Origin of the sequence: Saccharibacillus brassicae (assembly GCF_006542275.1) — a bacterium.
Lineage (GTDB): Bacteria > Bacillota > Bacilli > Paenibacillales > Paenibacillaceae > Saccharibacillus > Saccharibacillus brassicae.
The window spans coordinates 2065758-2081612 of record NZ_CP041217.1; the positions used below are offsets into that span (position 1 = coordinate 2065758).

Genomic DNA, 15855 nt, shown 5'->3' on the forward strand with positions numbered 1-15855 from the left:
GCGATCGGGTAGCATAAAGTCCATCATCCCGCCGAAAAAGGAGCGTGTCCCCATGTTCGTTTTCCCGTTAAAAGACTCCCTCATCCTGAAACCGCTGCGCAGCGGCCATGCCCCGGAATTGTTCGAGCTGATCGAACATTCGCGCCCGACCCTGCGCCCGTGGATGCCCTGGACCGCGCAGATGCAAAGCACGGCCGACGCCGAGGAATTCATCGCCACGGCCGCCCGGCTGTACGCCGACAACGACGCCGTCACCGCCGGTCTGTGGGAAGGCGAACGGCTCGCCGGCGTTATCGGCTTCCACGAGATCAACTGGCGCAGCCGCTCCGCGCAGATCGGCTACTGGCTCGGCGCGTCTTTTGAAGGCCGGGGCATCATGTCGCTCGCCGTTCGGGCTTTCGTCGACTATGCCTTCATCGAACTGGATCTCAACCGCATCGAGATCCGCTGCGCTACCCCGAACCGCCGCAGCCGCGCCGTGCCGGAGCGGATGGGCTTCGTACTCGAAGGCGTGCTGAGGCAGGCCGAGAAGCTGGACGACGGCTACGTCGACCATGCCGTCTACGGCATGCTCTCGGAAGAATGGAGCGCCAAGCGGCCGCTGCTGTAGACTCCTTGCGCGTCCACGCGCCTGCGCGGCTACAGCAGCCAGAAGCCCATCAGAATATCGTCGACGTAGCGGTCTTCGATATAATACTCGCGCTCCAGGCAGCCTTCCTGCTTGAAGCCGCAGCGCACATAGAAAGCGATCGCCCGCTCGTTGGTCGACAGCACGCGCAGCCGCAGCTTTTTGATCCCCCGGCGCCGCGTATGCAGCTTGACGCTCTCGATCAACTTGCGGCCGACGCCGAGCCCCTGGTAGGCCGGGTGCACGGCGACGTAGATCTCGGCCGCGTGCGCGTTCGCGAACATCATCGTCGGCGGACGCCAACCGACGCAGCCGACGACGATCCCGTCGCATTCGGCCACGAGCTGGTTGTCCGGCGGACAGCTGCGCAAATAATGCGTGCGTGATTTCCAGACCGGAATCTGCGGCGAGTTGCGCGCGTTCCAGACCAGTTTGTCGATCTTCATGAGCGGCTTGGCATCTTTGATCTGCGATTCCCGAATCACCACTTCGTTTTCGATCACCCGCTTCATTCTCGCTCCTCCTCGGCCCGTCGTTCTTTTTCGCGCGATCGCCCTGCCGGTCTACGCTTCGCCCGCCGCTCCGTCTCCGGCGTTGCGAGAACGCTGGAGCCGGTGATTGAGAGCGAAGAACCCGAACGACAGGACGGCCGCCGCCACCGCAAGCCACGCGACCGGCTCAAGGCCGCCGCGGTCGTACAAAATGCCCATGATATAAGGTCCGATCACCCGTCCGCCCTGCCCGATCCCGCCCGATACCCCGAGATAGAACGGCGCGTTGGCGCTCGTCCGCTCGGAGATGAAAGCCGGCATCGCCGGCTGGAACAAAATTTCGCCGATCGTCGCCAGAAACATCGCCGCGACCATCGCCCCGTACTGCGGGAACAGCAGAATCACGGTGTACCCCGCCAGATAGAACAGGCTGCCCGCCGTCATCTGCGTCTCCGGCTTGCGGGCGAACGTCCGCTTCATCCACGAGATGAGCGGCTGCAGCGCGAAGATCAGGACGCCGTTCATCGTCCACAAAATGCTGTAATGCGAAGCCGGCTGGCCTTCCGACAAAATGGACGGCGAGACGCCCCCGTTCCAGATGCAGTTGCCCAGCCACAGAAACAGCGCGCCGAGGCCCATGTAGAGATACACGCGCGTATTCAGAAGCAGCGGCAGCGCCTTCTGCTGCCGCTTCGACGTCTTCGCTTCGATCTGCAGGCCGCCGGAGCGGTCTACCCGGTTCAGGTAGACGAAGAAGTATCCGGCGAACAGCAGGCAGGTTACGCCGTTCAGCACGAACGTCAGCGGAAACGACAGATCCGCCAGCGGTCCGCTGATCGCCGTCCCGAGCGCCACGCCGATATTGTTGCCGACGTAGATCGTATTGAAGATCTCGCCGCGCCTTGCCGCGAAGCGGAAGCCGATAAACGCCTGGATCGCCGGCAGCGTCATGGCGTTGCTGAAGCCGACGACGAGCATCGTCAGCATGTAGAGATGCCAGTGCGAGCTGACGACCGGCAGCGCGAACAGCGACAGCGCATTGATCAGCAGCGAGCCGACCAGCAGCTTTTTGACGCCGATGCGGTGATACATCGCCCCGCCGACCAGCTGTCCGCCGATGCCGCCGAGCGATTGCAGCAGGATGACCAGACCGGCATCCTGCATGCTGCGGCCGAGTTCGCCGAAGACGTACATCGTCGTCAGCGGCCACATGAGCGCGCTGCCGGTCGAGTTGATGAGACTCGCCAGCAGCAGCGCCTGGATTTCTTTGGGATATCTGTGAAGCCAACTCATGAGGTTCCTTATCCTTCTTTCGTTGCCCCGGTCGGGGATGTTGAATCGGCTGCCGCTTCGGCCCGCCTGATCTCGACCGTCGTCGAGAAGAACGTCGCGCCGCCGCCCATGTCGGCGATCCGCGAAGAGGTCAGCGCATTGGCCAGCCGTTTCGAATGTCCGGCTGCGCCCGGGCTGTCCGGCCCGGCCCACCACAGCCCCTGGCTGACGACCGTGCCCGGCAGCATGAGGTCGGTCACGACCGCTTTGAGCCGGTAGACGCCGCGGTCGTTATACGCTTCGACGACCTCGCCGTCTTCGATCCCGCGCCGCTCGGCGTCGACGGGATGGATCTGGAGCAGAGGCTCCTTTTCCATCGCCTGATGCTTGCCGACGTTCGCGAACGTAGAGTTGAGGAAGTTATGGTTGGGCGGACTGATGAACATGAGCGGATAACGGCCCTGCCGCTCCGGTCTGTTCTCGCCGTCGAAGCCTTCTTCAAGCGGCAGGTACGTCGGCAGCGCCGGCAGGCCGAGGTCTTGAAGCTGCCGCGAATACAGCTCGATCTTGCCCGAAGGCGTCGTCAGGCGCTTGAGGTAATCGGCTTTGGGCGCCATATCGAGTTCGACGAACCGTTCCTGTTCGAGACGTTCCAGCGTGACCCCGTTCAGGTACGGATTGTCCGGATTGTCCAGCGCGGCCGCGATGACCGCCTCTTCGCTCTCGCGGAACGCTTCTTCTTCGAAGCCCATCGCTTCGGCGAGCAGCTTGAACGTATCGAAATTGCTTTTGCTCTCGCCGGCCGGCTCGATTACCGGCTGCTGAAGCTGGACGTAATGGTGCCAATACGAGGTGTACAGATCGGTATTCTCGAAGCTCGACGTGGCCGGCAGCACGATATCGGCATATTTGGCCGTATCGGTCAGGAACAGCTCGTGCACGACCGTGAACAGATCTTCGCGCCGGAGCCCTTCGCGCACGCGGCCCGATTCGGGCGCCACGACGGCCGGATTGCTGCCGAACACGAACAGTCCGCGCACTTTGGGCTCAAGCGTGAGCAGCGCGTCGGCCAGAGCGTTCATATTGATCTTCCGCACGCCCGGATCGGGGCGCAGATCGGGCCGCTGAAGCGCGTCGTCGTTCAGCGACGCATAGGCGCCGTTGGACTTGAACGCGCCGCCGCCCCGGCTCCACTGGCCGGTCAGCGCCGGCAGGCAGGATACGGTCCGCACGGCCATGCCGCCGTTGTCGTGGTGCTGAAGCCCGTTGCCGATATGGATATGGCTCGGGGAGGTCTCGCCGTACATCAGCGCGAGCCGGACGATGTCTTCGGCCGGCACGCCCGTAATGCGCGAGACCCGCTCCGGCGTATACGCCCGCACGTGCTCGCGCAGTTCCGCGTGCCCGACCGTATGCTCCCGCAGGAAATCCACGTCGGTCAGCCCGCGTTCGAACAGCACGTGCATCAAGCCGAGCGCGAGCGCCGTATCGGTGCCCGGATGCAGCGGAACGAACCAGTCCGCGCGGCGCCCGGTCAGGTTCTTGTGCACGTCGATCACGACGACGGTCGCGCCGTTCTTGCGGGCCTGCTCCATAAGCACGGCCTGGTGCATGCTCGTGCTGACGATGTTGCCGCCCCAGACGATGAACAGCTTCGCGTTCAGCGTGTCCTGCGGGCTTGATCCGCCGCCGAAGCCCATCGTGTAGCGCCAGCCGGCATTGCCCGCCGAATTGCAGATCGTATACTCGAGCTTCGAAGCGCCGAGGCGCCCGAAAAAGCGGCGGTCCATGCCTTCGGCGTTGAGCACGCCCATATTGCCGTAGAAACTGTAGGGCAGGATGCTCTGCGGTCCGTGCTCCGCGGACAATGCCTGGAACCGGTCCGCGATTTCCGAAATCGCTTCCGGCCAGGAGATGCGGACAAATTCCCCGGACCCTTTGGGGCCGGAACGCCGCATCGGATATAGAAGGCGCTGCGGATGATGCACCCGCTCGGCCATGTTTCTCACTTTGTTGCAGATCGCTCCCTTGGTCTCGGGATGCGCGGGATTGCCCGTGACTTTGACGATTTTGCCGTTTTCCTTGTGCAGCAGCAGGCCGCAGGCGTCCGGGCAGTCAAGCGGGCAGACTGCCGGAAAGACGCCGCTCGGCCGTTCGGTCATGTTCATGACGGACGGCTCCTTTCGGTGTTCGAATCGTAATTTCTTGCCGGCCTTTATTGTAGCATAATTTGTCCGCAAAATATTTTGTCCGATCGGGTGCGGCAGTGTTTCAATGCGGCGGACTACGGGGTATTAAAAAGCATTGGCAATTAGGCAGTAAATGATGTCCCCTTCATAAGCTGTTCCTGCTGCCATATCATGGACCACTCCCGAAAATTAGCCTTCACAAGCTCCTTCCCCCGGACTTGTGAAGGCTAATTTGTTATGTCCGCCTCTTTTTACGACCCGGGGCCTTTTTTTGATTTAATGCCTTTTTTTATTTAATGCCTTTTTTATCCAACTTTTTTGCCGGCCCGAACGTCTACTCTGCATACCCGGGATTGCCCGACACCTCGGATCAACAAGGAGGGGAAGACTGTGTCCAGAAAAAAAGCGTGGATGCCCGCGGCCGTCTGCCTGCTGGCGCTCACCGCCTGCTCGCCGAACGAATGGGCCGGCCAAGTGCTCGAAGACCGTATTATTCAGGTCAAGCGGTACCCCGACCAGCAGAAGCCGTACGTCGGTTACGCTTCGGCGTTCAAAGGCTACACTTGGAAAAAAGGCGGCGAGACCGAACTGCGCCAAGCGTGGGACAAGGTGCCGGAAGCGAAATCGATGGGCGATCCTGACGAAGTGGATCTGACCGGTAACATAAGCATTCTCGTCCGGCAAAAAACGATAGCCGCTTCTTCGCTCGAAGAGATCGTCGAGCAGGCGGCCGCCTACGAATACAAGCACGACGTCAGCGGCATCCGGATCGACTCCGAGATCGTCCAGGGCGATTGGGTGCTGGCTTCGTTTCCTTACCGTTACCGAGGCGTGCCTTATACCGGCAAGGTACTGGCCAGGCTCAAAGGTCATACGTACATCTACCACAGCCTGAACTTCTCCCCCGAACTGACCGACGAAGGCAAACGACTGCCGTTTGTGCCGGGCAACGGTTTCATGGGCGTAGGCGAAAAAGAAGACCGTGAAGCCATCGACTTCTCCTACTTCGACGGCTCCGTCAACGACGAACGGATCGAACAGATCGTCATACATGACGAAAACGGCAGCGAAGTGATCCCGATCGAAGCGGACCAGCTCAGCTATGTGATCTCCGACGATCGCGACGCAAACGGCGGTGCCGCCCGGGATATTCAATACATCGAAGCGCTCGACCGGGCAGGCAGGACCGTCTATACCTGGCAGTATTGACGCACGATGACCCCTTGCGCCCGGCGGCAGGGGTTGGATAATCGACAGGATTTACCGTCTGTTTACCCGGCGTTCGGGGCTGGGCGCTTGTCGGCCTCCGTGCTATGATTAGAGGAAAAGGAGATTTGCATCATGCCAAACAGCATTGCGGTATTCTGCGGTTCGAGAGAAGGCGCTTCGCCGGCTTACATGGACAGCGCGCGGGCGCTCGGCCGCGAGATGGCGGCTCGGGGAATCACGCTCGTCTACGGCGGTTCGCGCATGGGCCTGATGGGCGCCGTTGCCGACGCCGTGCTCGCAGGCGGCGGCCGGGCGATCGGCGTGCTGCCGGACTTCATGCAGGGCCGGGAGATCGCCCATACGGGCCTCACCGAGCTGATCATGGTCAAATCCATGCATGAACGCAAAGCCAAAATGGCCGAGCTGGCCGAAGGGTTCGTCACGCTGCCCGGCGGCTCCGGCACGATGGAAGAATATTTCGAGATTTTCACCTGGGCGCAGCTCGGGCTGCATACGAAGCCGACCGGCGTGCTGAATTCGGCCGGCTATTACGATCCGCTGATCGCGCTGTTCGACCGGATGACCGGCGAAGGCTTCGTCATGCCGCATCACCGGGCGATGATGCTGACGGCGGAAGACCCGGCCGAACTGCTGGACCGCATGGAAGCTTACCGCGCGCCCGGCGTGCCGCAGGTGCTGACCGAAGAACGCACCTAGAGCGGACAGCTGCGAAGCTTTGTGACGCTTTGCCGACCGCTTAATCCGGACCAAAAGTCAGCATTTTATTCGAACAAGCCGCTCAAACAGCAAAAAGCGGACCGGAAGTCAGCATTTCACTTCGATTCCGCCTGCCAAAAGCGAATTTCGAACAAATTGTGGATTGCAGGTCAGCATTTTATCCGAACAAGCCGCTCAAACAGCAACATGTGGATTGCAGGTCAGCATCAGGTGGTCGAGACTTTCCGGCAGCCATGCCCTATGACAAAAGCGGCTTCGCCACAAGGCGAAGCCGCTTTTATTATGCCGTGCTACAACGTGCGGGGCACGTCGCCGCGCCTCGCCGATGCCGGCCGTCTCCAGACCCATCTCCAGACCCGGCTTCTTGGTGTTCGCTCCAACCGCTCTTTTTGCCAATGATTCCGGTCGATGTCGTCGATCTGCCGGTTATGTTCCTCCAGCAATTTTTCCATCAAATATGGATGCACTTCTATTCCTCCCCGCCGCTTCGAACGCCGCCCCGCAAGGCGTACATTCGTTCGCTTATGGGGCAAGTATAGGCGCCCGACCCGGACAGCTGTATGTCCGGGTCGACGGCGGCCGATCCAAAGGGCAGGATCGAGGAGCCGCCGGACACGGCCGCGGCTTTGCCCACCTGCGGCCGTTCGACCCGGCCGCGGCCGCGCGCTATAGCGAGCGCAAAAGCGCGCACGCTCAGGCGCGGCTTGGGCAGATCAAGCGTGCTTCTGCAGCTCCGGCTTGCCGTAGTCGGCTTGAGCAGCAAGCGCGGCCTGCGCCGGTTCAGCCTGGGGCCGGGGCTCGCCGGTCCGGCGCAGGTACGTGCCCCAGTAAGCGGCGGCGACGAAGATCGCGCCTCCGGTCAGATTGCCGAGCCAGACCGGCACGAAGTTGCCGAGATATTGGCCCCAAGTGAAATGGCCTTCGAAAATGGCGGCCGGAATCAGGAACATGTTGGCCACGACGTGCTGGAAGCCGATCGCCACGAACGCCATCGTCGGGAACCAGATGCCGATAATTTTGCCGCTCATGTTATCCGCCCCGTAGCTGAGCCAGACGGCCAGCGCCACCAGCCAGTTGCAGCCGATCCCGGAGACGAACGATTGCAGGAACGTGCTGTCGATCTTGTGTCCGGCCATGTCGACCAGCTTGTCCAGATAAGGGCCGGAAGCGGTCAGCCCGACGATATGGCCGAAGAAATAGGCGACGAAGATCGCGCCGGCAAAGTTCGCGAGCGTGATCAGGATCAGGTTCTTGATCATCTCGCCTGTCGAGATGCGCCGCGCCAGGCGTGCCAGCGGCACGGCCATCATGTTGCCGGTGAGTAGCTCGCCGCCGGCCAGCAGCACGAGCACGAGGCCGACCGGGAACACGGCTGCGCCGACGAAATTGGCCATGCTGCCCCATTCGGCAGGCGTATTCGCGATCACGCGAATATCGAGCAGGAAGCCGAGCGCGATAAACGCCCCGGCCAGAAATCCGAGGATCAATACGGAAGAGAGCGGACTGTGCGCTTTTTTGACGCCGTTCTCAACGGTGACTTCCGCGATTTGCGGCGGTTTGCAATAAGCCATGGTTGATGTCTCCTTTGATAGCTAAAATTTGAACCTTCCCTTGTCGTACTCATTTTAGCTCAGGCACTCGCCGGAGTACGTGACAAATCTCATACCGAAATGTATAAAGTGAATCTTTTCACTTATTTTTCTTGTCCTATTTTCCGTTTCTTCTTCGGGTCTTCTTTTCCCCGTTTCATCGCTCGGCATTTCCCCGCTTTCCGCCTCCCGTTTCCCCTATTTATGGCCGGGCTGCCCGTGCTATCATACAGGGAAAGGCGGTGAACCTTCATGATCGATTTTTTTGCAAAAGAACCCGGTATTCCCCGCTGGATGAACGTTATCCCCGGATCGAACGGCTGGGCGGCGGCCGAGCCGGTCGACAAAGGCTGGTCCGCGGATCGCAAATACCGTATCCGGACCCGAGACGGGCAGCTGCTTCTGCTTCGGCTGTCCGATCCGGGGCTGGCCGAAGCCAAGCGCGAAGAATTCGAACGGGTACGCCAGGCTTCGAAGCTCGGCATTCCGATGTCGCTCCCGATCGAGTTCGGCATCTGCGAAGGAGCGGCGGATCGGACGTTCCCCGAAGCCGGCGCACCCTTCGTCTATTCGCTGCTGAGCTGGATCGAAGGCGAAGACGCGCAGGAGATGCTGCCGGGGCTCTCCGGCGCAGAAGCTTACGCCCGGGGCCGGGACGCCGGCACCTGGCTGCGCCGCATGCACGGCTTGAGCGTTCCGGCCGGTGCGGAAGCGCCGGCGAATACCGTGCGCCGCGAGGTGACGCGCAAAATTCAGGCTTACGAGAACGGAAGCTACCGGCTTCCGTTCGGCGCCGAACTGCTTGCGCGGATCGAAGCCCGGCTGCCGCTGCTTGAAGGCGTGCCGGCCGGGTTCCGGCACGGCGATTATCATCCCGGCAATATGATCCTCGGACCGGACGGCGGCTTGAACGTGATCGATTTCAACCGTTCCGGCACCGGCGATCCGCTGCGCGACTTCAACCGGATGGAGACGTTCACGAGCGGCATCAGTCCTTCTTTTGCCCGGGGCCAACTGCGCGGTTATAGAGAGAGCGGCCCCCGCGATCCCGACTTCTGGGGCAGAGTCTCCCTGTACTGCGCGATAGAGTGTCTGTTCGCGATCGTCTGGGCGATTCCGTTCGGCGAACCGGAAATTACGGATACGCTGAGCCGGTCGCGGATCATCTGGGACGACTTCGACGGATTCCGGCGCGATACGCCGAAATGGCTGGACGAAAGCTAGGCTGCAGCCTCGTCTTCAGACCGGCGCTCTGGCGGCAGACCGGGCCGACTATACAAATCCCTCCAAATCTGCGGCATGAACCGAGCGCCCAACACTGACGACGCCTAACAAACGGCATACAATGAACCGCGTACAATGAACCACCTACCATGAACCGCTTACTAACGAACCGCGTATAACAAACGGCGCAAGCCGAAAAGCCCGCCGAATCGGCGGGCTTTTCGATAGGGTCTATTCTTTTTTAACACCCAAGACTCAGGCGATTTACGCCTGGGTCTGTTTTTGCACGGAACGGGCCGCTTTTTCTTCGCGTTCTTCGACCGGCTGGGCTTCCATCGCGGCAAAGCCGAGGGAGTTCAGGTAGTTCCAAGGCTTGTTGTAATGCGGTTGGAAGAAGAAGTCGACGAAGGCCAATTCTTCGACCGTCATCTTGTTCTGGATGCAGACCGACAGCGTGTTGATCGACTGGGTCAGGTCCACTTTGGACATCAGCTGCGCACCGACGATGCGGCGGCTGTCTTTTTCGAACACGATCTTGAATGTCGCTTTCTCGAATTCCGGCATGAACTCCGGACGGTAGTTGTCTTCGAACGTCGCGGTCGCGATATCGAGGCCCGCTTCCCGCGCCGCTGTCTCGGTCATGCCTGTCGCTGCGATGTTGTCTTCATAGATCTTGATGCCGCTCGTGCCCTGGGTGCCCATGTAGGCGATTTTCTTCTCGACCAGATTCATCGCGACGAGCGTACCCATACGCACCGCGTTCGTAGCGAGCGGAATGTAAGCGGCTTTGCCGGTCGGGTTGTAACGGATCGCGCAGCTGTCGCCGGCCGCGTACACGTCTTTGACGCTGGTCTCCATATAGTTGTCGACGAGGATCGCGCCGTTCGGCAGCATGTCGACCTGGTCTTTGAGCAGTTCGGTGTTCGGACGGAAACCGATACACAAGATGACAAGGTCCGCTTCGTGTTCGCCTTTTGTCGTGATGATTTTTTGCACTTTGCCGTCTTTGCCTTCGAACCGCTCGACTTTTTCGTCCAGAGCCAGCGTGATCCCTTTTTCGGTCAGGGAATCTTCGATGCGATCGGTAAACTCGGCGTCCAGGTATTTGCTCAGAATCCGTTTCTCCGCATCGATCAGCGTCACTTCTTTGCCGTTCATCTCGAACGCTTCGACCAGCTCGACACCGATATAGCCCGCGCCGATGACGACGACGTTTTTGGCCGTTTTCGCTTTTTCGATGATCGTGTTGGAATGGTTGAAGTTTTTGGACAAAATGATGTTCTCAAGCTCGATGCCTTCGAACTTCGGAATGATCGGCCACGAGCCGGTCGTTACGATCAGCTTGTCGAACGTATCGCCGAATTCTTCGCCCGTTTCCAGGTTGCGCACGGTGAGCGTCTTGCCGGCCGCGTCGACGTTCAGCACTTCATGGCGCATCCGGGTCTGTACGCCGAGAGCGGCCAAATGTTCCGGGGAGGAATAGAAGAGGCCGTTCGGGTCTTTGACCACTCCGCCGACGTACAGCGCGATGCCGCACGAGAGGAAGGAGATGTTGTCGTTGCGTTCGTACACCGTGATCTCGGCGTCCGGGTACAGCTTGGCGGTGCGGACGATAGCGGCGGTTCCTGCGTGCGTACAACCGATAACTGCGATCTTCATGAGTAATTCCTCCAGTAGAATATTTTTTATGGGATAACGCTTTTGCATCCGACAGTGATGTGAAAACTTGTACATACTACGTTAAAAAAAAGGTTTTGTAAGAACTACCCGGTATGGGGGACGTTGACTCGGCAATCATTTAAGATTGTGAATCTCTTCACCTTGCTGTCCAGGTTAGCTTGTGAATTCGTTCACCTGATACTCTTATTATAGTGTGACATATTTCACATTGCAAGAGGTAAACACAACTTTGCACCCATATTCACATAGTTGTCACAAACGGTACGCTCTTCTGCCCCTTTGCTCCGCCATGGTCGTAAGATTTGTCACAGCGTACGCCGGTGCCTGTGTTCGAACCGGACGACTTCTTCTTGGCCATGCCAAAAACCGTACCCCGGCAGGCGGCCGGAATACGGTTGGGAATGCGGTTGGACATATCGTTGAAAATACGGCTAATCCTGCGATTCGAATCAAGCTTCGGACGGCGCCGCGTTCGGCAGCGCAAGGCGGCGAATACGGCAGGCTTACTGCGAAGCGGTACGCCGCGCGTCCACGCCGCTCTGCGGAGTCAGCGGAAGCATGCCTCCCGGCAGCGGATCGCGCTTGCCTTCCGACAGCGCGTACAGCGCGTACGGCAGGCACAGCGGCACGCCGGTGCGCGGATCGGTCACGATATCGGCTTCGATGCCGAACACTTCGTGCATGACGAGCGGGCACATGACTTCCAGCGGCGAGCCGGACGCGAGCGCTTCGCCGTTCTTGATCGCGATCATATGCTGGGCGAACCGCGAAGCGTGATTGAGGTCGTGCACGACCATGACGATCGTCCGGCCTTCGGTCTTGTTCAGGTCATGCAGCAGCTGCAGCACTTCGAGCTGATGCGCCATGTCCAGGTACGTGGTCGGTTCGTCGAGGAACAGAATGTCCGTCTCCTGGGCGAGCGCCATCGCGATCCAGGCCCGCTGACGCTGGCCGCCCGAGAGCTGGTCGATCGGACGATCGTGGAATTCGCGCATGCCGGTCACGTCGAGCGCCCACTCCACGACCTTCTTGTCTTCCGCCTTCAGCGCGCCGAAGCCTTTTTGATGCGGAAAACGGCCGTAAGATACGAGCTCGGTCACGGTCAGTCCTTCCGGGGCGGTCGGCGTCTGCGGCAAAATGGCCAACTGCTTGGCAACGTCGCGCGTGGACTGCTTGTGGATCGACTTGCCGTCGAGCAGCACGCTGCCGCTCTTGGGACGCATGAGGCGGGCCATCGTCTTGAGGATGGTCGACTTGCCGGAGCCGTTCGCTCCGACCAGCGCGGTAATCTTGCCCTGCGGAATTTCGATATTGAGATCCTTGACGATCAGACGGTCTTCGTAGGCGATATCAAGGTTGGATGTGCTTAAACGGAACATAGAACAAATCATTCCTTTCCGAAAGGTCTTGGGCCGCTGGTTGCGACTCGGCTCGCAAGCCTTCATAAAACTCGAAAAAAACGTCGGTCTGCCAAAATGTGCTCGTAAAAGAGCATTCGTTGAACATTATCGGATCTTCATCGGTTCTTCATTACTGTTTAAGATACTGATAATCATTATCAAATGTCAAGTTAAATTTATCGCCGCCCACCTCCGAATAACACAAAAAGGCCCGAAAGCCCCCTTGGCTTTCCGACCTTTTCGCTTGACGTACTCTGCGCTGCTTCTTGCTCGCAAACGATTTCGAATCAGGATTTATACTTGAGCTGTTTCTTGAGCTGGCTGACCCGGCTCTGGCTGATGCCCAACATCTGGGCAATTTCGCTCTGGCTGGCTTCCGGGTGATCGATCAACGCCTGCTCCAGGCGAGGCAGCATGTCCGATACGCGAATCCGCTTCTTGGAAGTGGACTCTTCGATCGGTGCCGCCTGCTGAACCGGAACGACCGGCGCATGCTTCAATTCCTGCAGGCATGCCCCGCATACGAATTGATCCTTGTAATAAACTACACTATCCAACGTACGACAGAACGCACATTCCGTCGACTTGTACTTGCGCATCACAAGCATTCCGTCGTCAGTTACGAAAAATTCCAACGAATCGCCAATCTCGATATTTCGTGTTCCCCGAATCTCGCTGGGAATGACGATCCGTCCGAGACTGTCCAAGCTACGAATCATACCAGTATCCTTCATTTTATATTCCTCTCTATGTTGAGTTAGCGTTTAGCAAAAGATTAAGTTAATACGTAGTATAGCATATTTCGGATAAATTGCTACTTTTTGTCCGAAAAATTATAAATTATTAGCTAAAAAATATCCTGCTTTTGTATCGAAAGGTTTCGAATATTTCCGATTTCGCAAAACGAACCTAAAAGGTCGGTATTCCGCTTGCATCCCGTAAATACGGGCAAAATCGCACTAAACTTATTGTAACGGTAAAGTGTAGCTACATCAAGATAACAAAAAAATAAAAAAATAAAATATGTAAACAAGGCGGTCCGGTTTTTAGCATATGGAAAAAAACCGTCTAATCAAAAGATGGATCGGTGGGGCCGGAATCCATTCATTTGATCAAACGGTTTTCATGAGGTTGCTTGTACGGCTTCAGCATCATTCATAAGTCGTAATTATAAGAATATACGTTGGATACCGGCCGACTTCTAATAAGCGGTCTGCTGCAAACTGCCTGATTCCGCTTGCGGGCGTTGTGACTTCTGTCGCTGCGCGAGTACAATGTAAGCATCCAACCGCTGGCTTAACTCGACAACATCCCGGTCGCAAAAGCTTTTATGCTCCGTGATCTTCAGCAGTTCGTGCCTCAAGTACTCGATCATGGTGTACAACGGTTCTTCGCTGCGGTAAGCGTTGTAAGCCAATACGGTCACCTTCTTTCTCGTGCTTACTTTGTAATGATAGGCTCTGATACTGAAAAACAATTCTTGCTAAAATAACATAAAAAATCACTTTTCATGGGGTAGATTTATGCCGAATTCCGCGAGAAAAAGCGAAGAGAAAACCTTTAGGGAAAACTTAAAAAAACGAGCCTCCGGACAATCCCCGGGGCTCGTTTTGTCGTCACTTCATTCTATCCGGCCGGACTGACCCGGCGCGGGCAGAGCCGGCAGCTATCGCCGCTTAGCGGCGCCGACCGCGGCTGCCCGAGTCGGACCCGCGACCGCCGCCGCTGCTGCGTCCGCCGTTACCGCTGCCGCCGCCTTCCGGACGGCCTCCGCCGCTGCGGCCGGAACCGCCCTTGCCGCCGCGGCTTTGACCGCCGCGGTCGGGACTTCCGCCGCGCGAAGGTCCTGCGCTGCGCTCCGTATCGGCGCCGCGCGAGTACCCGCCGCTGCCGCGGCCCGGCTCGCCGCCGGTGCGCCCTGCGCGGCCGGCTCCCGCGGAGCCGCTGCCTTCGCTGCGCGCTCCGCCCCGGCCCGCGCTCTCGCCGCGGGCACTGCCGCCGCGGCGGTTGGCTCCCGCGCCGTCGCGTCCGGCGCGGTCTTCGCCGCCGGCTACGCGGCGCGCGGCGCCGCGCGAAGCTTCGCCGCGTCCGCCGGCGCTCTCGCTGCCCCGGCGCCCCCGGCCGCCTTCCTGATTGCTGCGGCCTCCGCCCGAGCCGCGCCGGGCGCCGCCCTTGACGGAGCCTTCGCGGCCTTCGCGTTCTTCACGGCCTTCGCCGCCCGTGCGGCGCGAAGCGTCGGCGACGCGAATAACGCCGCCGTTCTGGAAAGCGACGCGTTCCGGCCGCTGCCGGGTCGCCTGTTCGATCAGATCCAGGATGCCGTGGTCGCGCTGCGCGACGAACGTGTACGCCAGACCTTTATCGCCGGCGCGGCCGGTCCGGCCGATCCGGTGGATATAGCTGTCCGTATCCTGCGGAATATCGAAGTTGAAGACGTGCGAGACGCCTTCGACGTCGAGGCCGCGCGCCGCAACGTCCGTCGCGACGAGGATTTGCAGACGTGCTTCGCGGAACGCGCGCATAACCTGCTCGCGCTTGTTCTGCGACAAGTCACCGTGCAGCTCGGCGGAGTTGAAGCCTTCGAGCTGCAGGTCTTCGTTCAGCTTGGAAGCGCGGCGCTTCGTCCGGCAGAAGACGACTGCCAGATAAGGATTGTCGCGGTTGATCAGGAACTTGAGCGCATCGTATTTGTTGCGATCCGTGCATTCGAGCGCGATCTGGCGAATATTGCGCGCCGGAATCTTCTCGGTCGGCGTAATGCTGATCTGCTCGGCGTCTTTGGTGTACGCGCCGGCCAGATGGCGCACCGTGTCCGGCAGCGTTGCCGAGAACAGCATCGTCTGGCGGGACGGCGGCGTCGCTTCGATGATCGCCTGAACTTCTTTGAGGAAGCCCATATGCAGCATTTGGTCCGCTTCGTCGAGGACGAGCGTCTTGACCTTGCCGAGCTTCAGCGTCTCGCGGCGAATATGGTCCAGCAGGCGTCCCGGCGTGCCGATGACGAGGTCGCAGCCGCTTTTGAGCTTATGCAGCTGCGCTTCGACGTCCTGGCCGCCGTATACGGACAGGATGCGCATTTCCGGTCCGGCCATCTTGCGGGCTTCGACCGTGATCTGCAGCGCCAGTTCGCGCGTCGGTGCCACGACGAGCGCGGGCGGAAGGCCCATGCCTTCCGAGCGGCCGCCGTCGTTCCATTCGCGTCCGGCTGCGATCTTGTCCAGAATCGGCAGGATGAAGGCCAGCGTCTTGCCGGTGCCTGTCTGCGCCTGAACCATCAGGTCGCGTCCGGCCAAAGCGAGCGGAAGCGAAGCCTGCTGTACCGGAGTCGGTACGGTAATGCCCTGTGCCTGCAAACGGTCCAGCACCTCGGGAGCGATCCCCAAATCTTTAAATGTTTTCATTCTGTATATTCCTCCGTGTGGGGACTTCTTCCGC

At 59.5% G+C, this 15855-nt stretch carries 14 protein-coding genes; 4 read left to right on the forward strand and 10 right to left on the reverse strand.

Annotation, left to right across the window (positions count from 1 at the left end; translation table 11 throughout):
* The first annotated feature begins 52 nt into the window (after positions 1–52).
* Positions 53–610, forward strand: a complete 558-nt coding sequence (locus FFV09_RS08690; RefSeq protein ID WP_141447468.1) for a GNAT family N-acetyltransferase — start codon at positions 53–55, stop codon at positions 608–610.
* Between the two features lie 29 nt (positions 611–639).
* Here FFV09_RS08690 and FFV09_RS08695 read toward each other — a convergent pair whose 3' ends face one another.
* The 3 genes from FFV09_RS08695 to FFV09_RS08705 are packed head-to-tail and all read right to left on the reverse strand — an operon-like array spanning position 640 to position 4553.
* The gene (locus tag FFV09_RS08695) at positions 640–1140 is read right to left on the reverse strand and encodes a GNAT family N-acetyltransferase (RefSeq protein WP_141447469.1); all 501 of its coding nucleotides are present in this window, start codon (positions 1138–1140) and stop codon (positions 640–642) included.
* Positions 1141–1191: 51 nt separating this feature from the next.
* Positions 1192–2412: an MFS transporter gene (locus tag FFV09_RS08700; protein ID WP_141447470.1), complete on the reverse strand. Its 1221-nt coding sequence runs from the start codon at positions 2410–2412 to the stop codon at positions 1192–1194.
* 8 nt (positions 2413–2420) lie between these two features.
* Entirely contained in the window at positions 2421–4553 is a 2133-nt protein-coding gene (locus FFV09_RS08705; RefSeq protein ID WP_170315140.1) for a molybdopterin-containing oxidoreductase family protein, read from the reverse strand.
* A gap of 417 nt (positions 4554–4970) precedes the next feature.
* Between FFV09_RS08705 and FFV09_RS08710 the strand changes: the two genes are divergently transcribed.
* Both FFV09_RS08710 and FFV09_RS08715 read left to right on the forward strand, forming a co-directional pair.
* Entirely contained in the window at positions 4971–5789 is an 819-nt protein-coding gene (locus FFV09_RS08710; protein ID WP_141447472.1) for a hypothetical protein, read from the forward strand.
* A gap of 132 nt (positions 5790–5921) precedes the next feature.
* Positions 5922–6506, forward strand: a complete 585-nt coding sequence (locus tag FFV09_RS08715; protein ID WP_141447473.1) for an LOG family protein — start codon at positions 5922–5924, stop codon at positions 6504–6506.
* Positions 6507–6817: 311 nt separating this feature from the next.
* Here FFV09_RS08715 and FFV09_RS23705 read toward each other — a convergent pair whose 3' ends face one another.
* Together FFV09_RS23705 and FFV09_RS08720 are read right to left on the reverse strand one after the other, a co-directional pair.
* Positions 6818–6994, reverse strand: a complete 177-nt coding sequence (locus FFV09_RS23705) for a hypothetical protein (protein ID WP_170314970.1) — start codon at positions 6992–6994, stop codon at positions 6818–6820.
* Positions 6995–7240: 246 nt separating this feature from the next.
* On the reverse strand, positions 7241–8098 hold the full coding sequence (locus FFV09_RS08720; protein ID WP_141447474.1) for a formate/nitrite transporter family protein: 858 nt from the start codon (positions 8096–8098) through the stop codon (positions 7241–7243).
* 270 nt (positions 8099–8368) lie between these two features.
* On the opposite strand from FFV09_RS08720, the gene FFV09_RS08725 reads away from it, so the two are divergent.
* Positions 8369–9340: a phosphotransferase family protein gene (locus FFV09_RS08725; protein WP_141447475.1), complete on the forward strand. Its 972-nt coding sequence runs from the start codon at positions 8369–8371 to the stop codon at positions 9338–9340.
* A gap of 264 nt (positions 9341–9604) precedes the next feature.
* On the opposite strand, the gene FFV09_RS08730 is transcribed toward FFV09_RS08725, so the two are convergent.
* The 5 genes from FFV09_RS08730 to FFV09_RS08750 all read right to left on the reverse strand — a co-directional run bounded on the left by FFV09_RS08730 (position 9605) and on the right by FFV09_RS08750 (position 15821).
* A complete protein-coding gene (locus FFV09_RS08730) occupies positions 9605–10999 on the reverse strand; it encodes an FAD-dependent oxidoreductase (protein ID WP_141447476.1) in 1395 nt (464 codons plus the stop codon).
* A gap of 524 nt (positions 11000–11523) precedes the next feature.
* The gene (locus FFV09_RS08735) at positions 11524–12399 is read right to left on the reverse strand and encodes an ABC transporter ATP-binding protein (RefSeq protein WP_246098508.1); all 876 of its coding nucleotides are present in this window, start codon (positions 12397–12399) and stop codon (positions 11524–11526) included.
* A 308-nt stretch (positions 12400–12707) separates the two neighbouring features.
* Entirely contained in the window at positions 12708–13139 is a 432-nt protein-coding gene (locus FFV09_RS08740) for an AbrB/MazE/SpoVT family DNA-binding domain-containing protein (protein ID WP_246098509.1), read from the reverse strand.
* A 482-nt stretch (positions 13140–13621) separates the two neighbouring features.
* Complete coding sequence (locus tag FFV09_RS08745) at positions 13622–13837, reverse strand: aspartyl-phosphate phosphatase Spo0E family protein (RefSeq protein ID WP_246098510.1); 216 nt, start codon at positions 13835–13837, stop codon at positions 13622–13624.
* A 259-nt stretch (positions 13838–14096) separates the two neighbouring features.
* Positions 14097–15821 carry a DEAD/DEAH box helicase gene (locus FFV09_RS08750; RefSeq protein ID WP_141447478.1) on the reverse strand — a complete coding sequence of 575 codons (1725 nt, stop codon included), beginning with the start codon at positions 15819–15821 and terminating at the stop codon, positions 14097–14099.
* Between the last annotated feature and the right edge of the window lie 34 nt (positions 15822–15855).

Bases quoted from the DNA above. Each gene is read 5' to 3' on its own strand.
- FFV09_RS08740 (WP_246098509.1), bottom strand. From the start codon at position 13,139: ATGATTCGTAGCTTGGACAGTCTCGGACGGATCGTCATTCCCAGCGAG.
- FFV09_RS08705 (WP_170315140.1), bottom strand. From the start codon at position 4,553: ATGACCGAACGGCCGAGCGGCGTCTTTCCGGCAGTCTGCCCGCTTGAC.
- FFV09_RS08690 (WP_141447468.1), top strand. From the start codon at position 53: ATGTTCGTTTTCCCGTTAAAAGACTCCCTCATCCTGAAACCGCTGCGC.
- FFV09_RS08720 (WP_141447474.1), bottom strand. From the start codon at position 8,098: ATGGCTTATTGCAAACCGCCGCAAATCGCGGAAGTCACCGTTGAGAAC.
- FFV09_RS08730 (WP_141447476.1), bottom strand. From the start codon at position 10,999: ATGAAGATCGCAGTTATCGGTTGTACGCACGCAGGAACCGCCGCTATC.
- FFV09_RS08715 (WP_141447473.1), top strand. From the start codon at position 5,922: ATGCCAAACAGCATTGCGGTATTCTGCGGTTCGAGAGAAGGCGCTTCG.
- FFV09_RS08725 (WP_141447475.1), top strand. From the start codon at position 8,369: ATGATCGATTTTTTTGCAAAAGAACCCGGTATTCCCCGCTGGATGAAC.
- FFV09_RS08735 (WP_246098508.1), bottom strand. From the start codon at position 12,399: ATGTTCCGTTTAAGCACATCCAACCTTGATATCGCCTACGAAGACCGT.
- FFV09_RS08700 (WP_141447470.1), bottom strand. From the start codon at position 2,412: ATGAGTTGGCTTCACAGATATCCCAAAGAAATCCAGGCGCTGCTGCTG.
- FFV09_RS08695 (WP_141447469.1), bottom strand. From the start codon at position 1,140: ATGAAGCGGGTGATCGAAAACGAAGTGGTGATTCGGGAATCGCAGATC.
- FFV09_RS08750 (WP_141447478.1), bottom strand. From the start codon at position 15,821: ATGAAAACATTTAAAGATTTGGGGATCGCTCCCGAGGTGCTGGACCGT.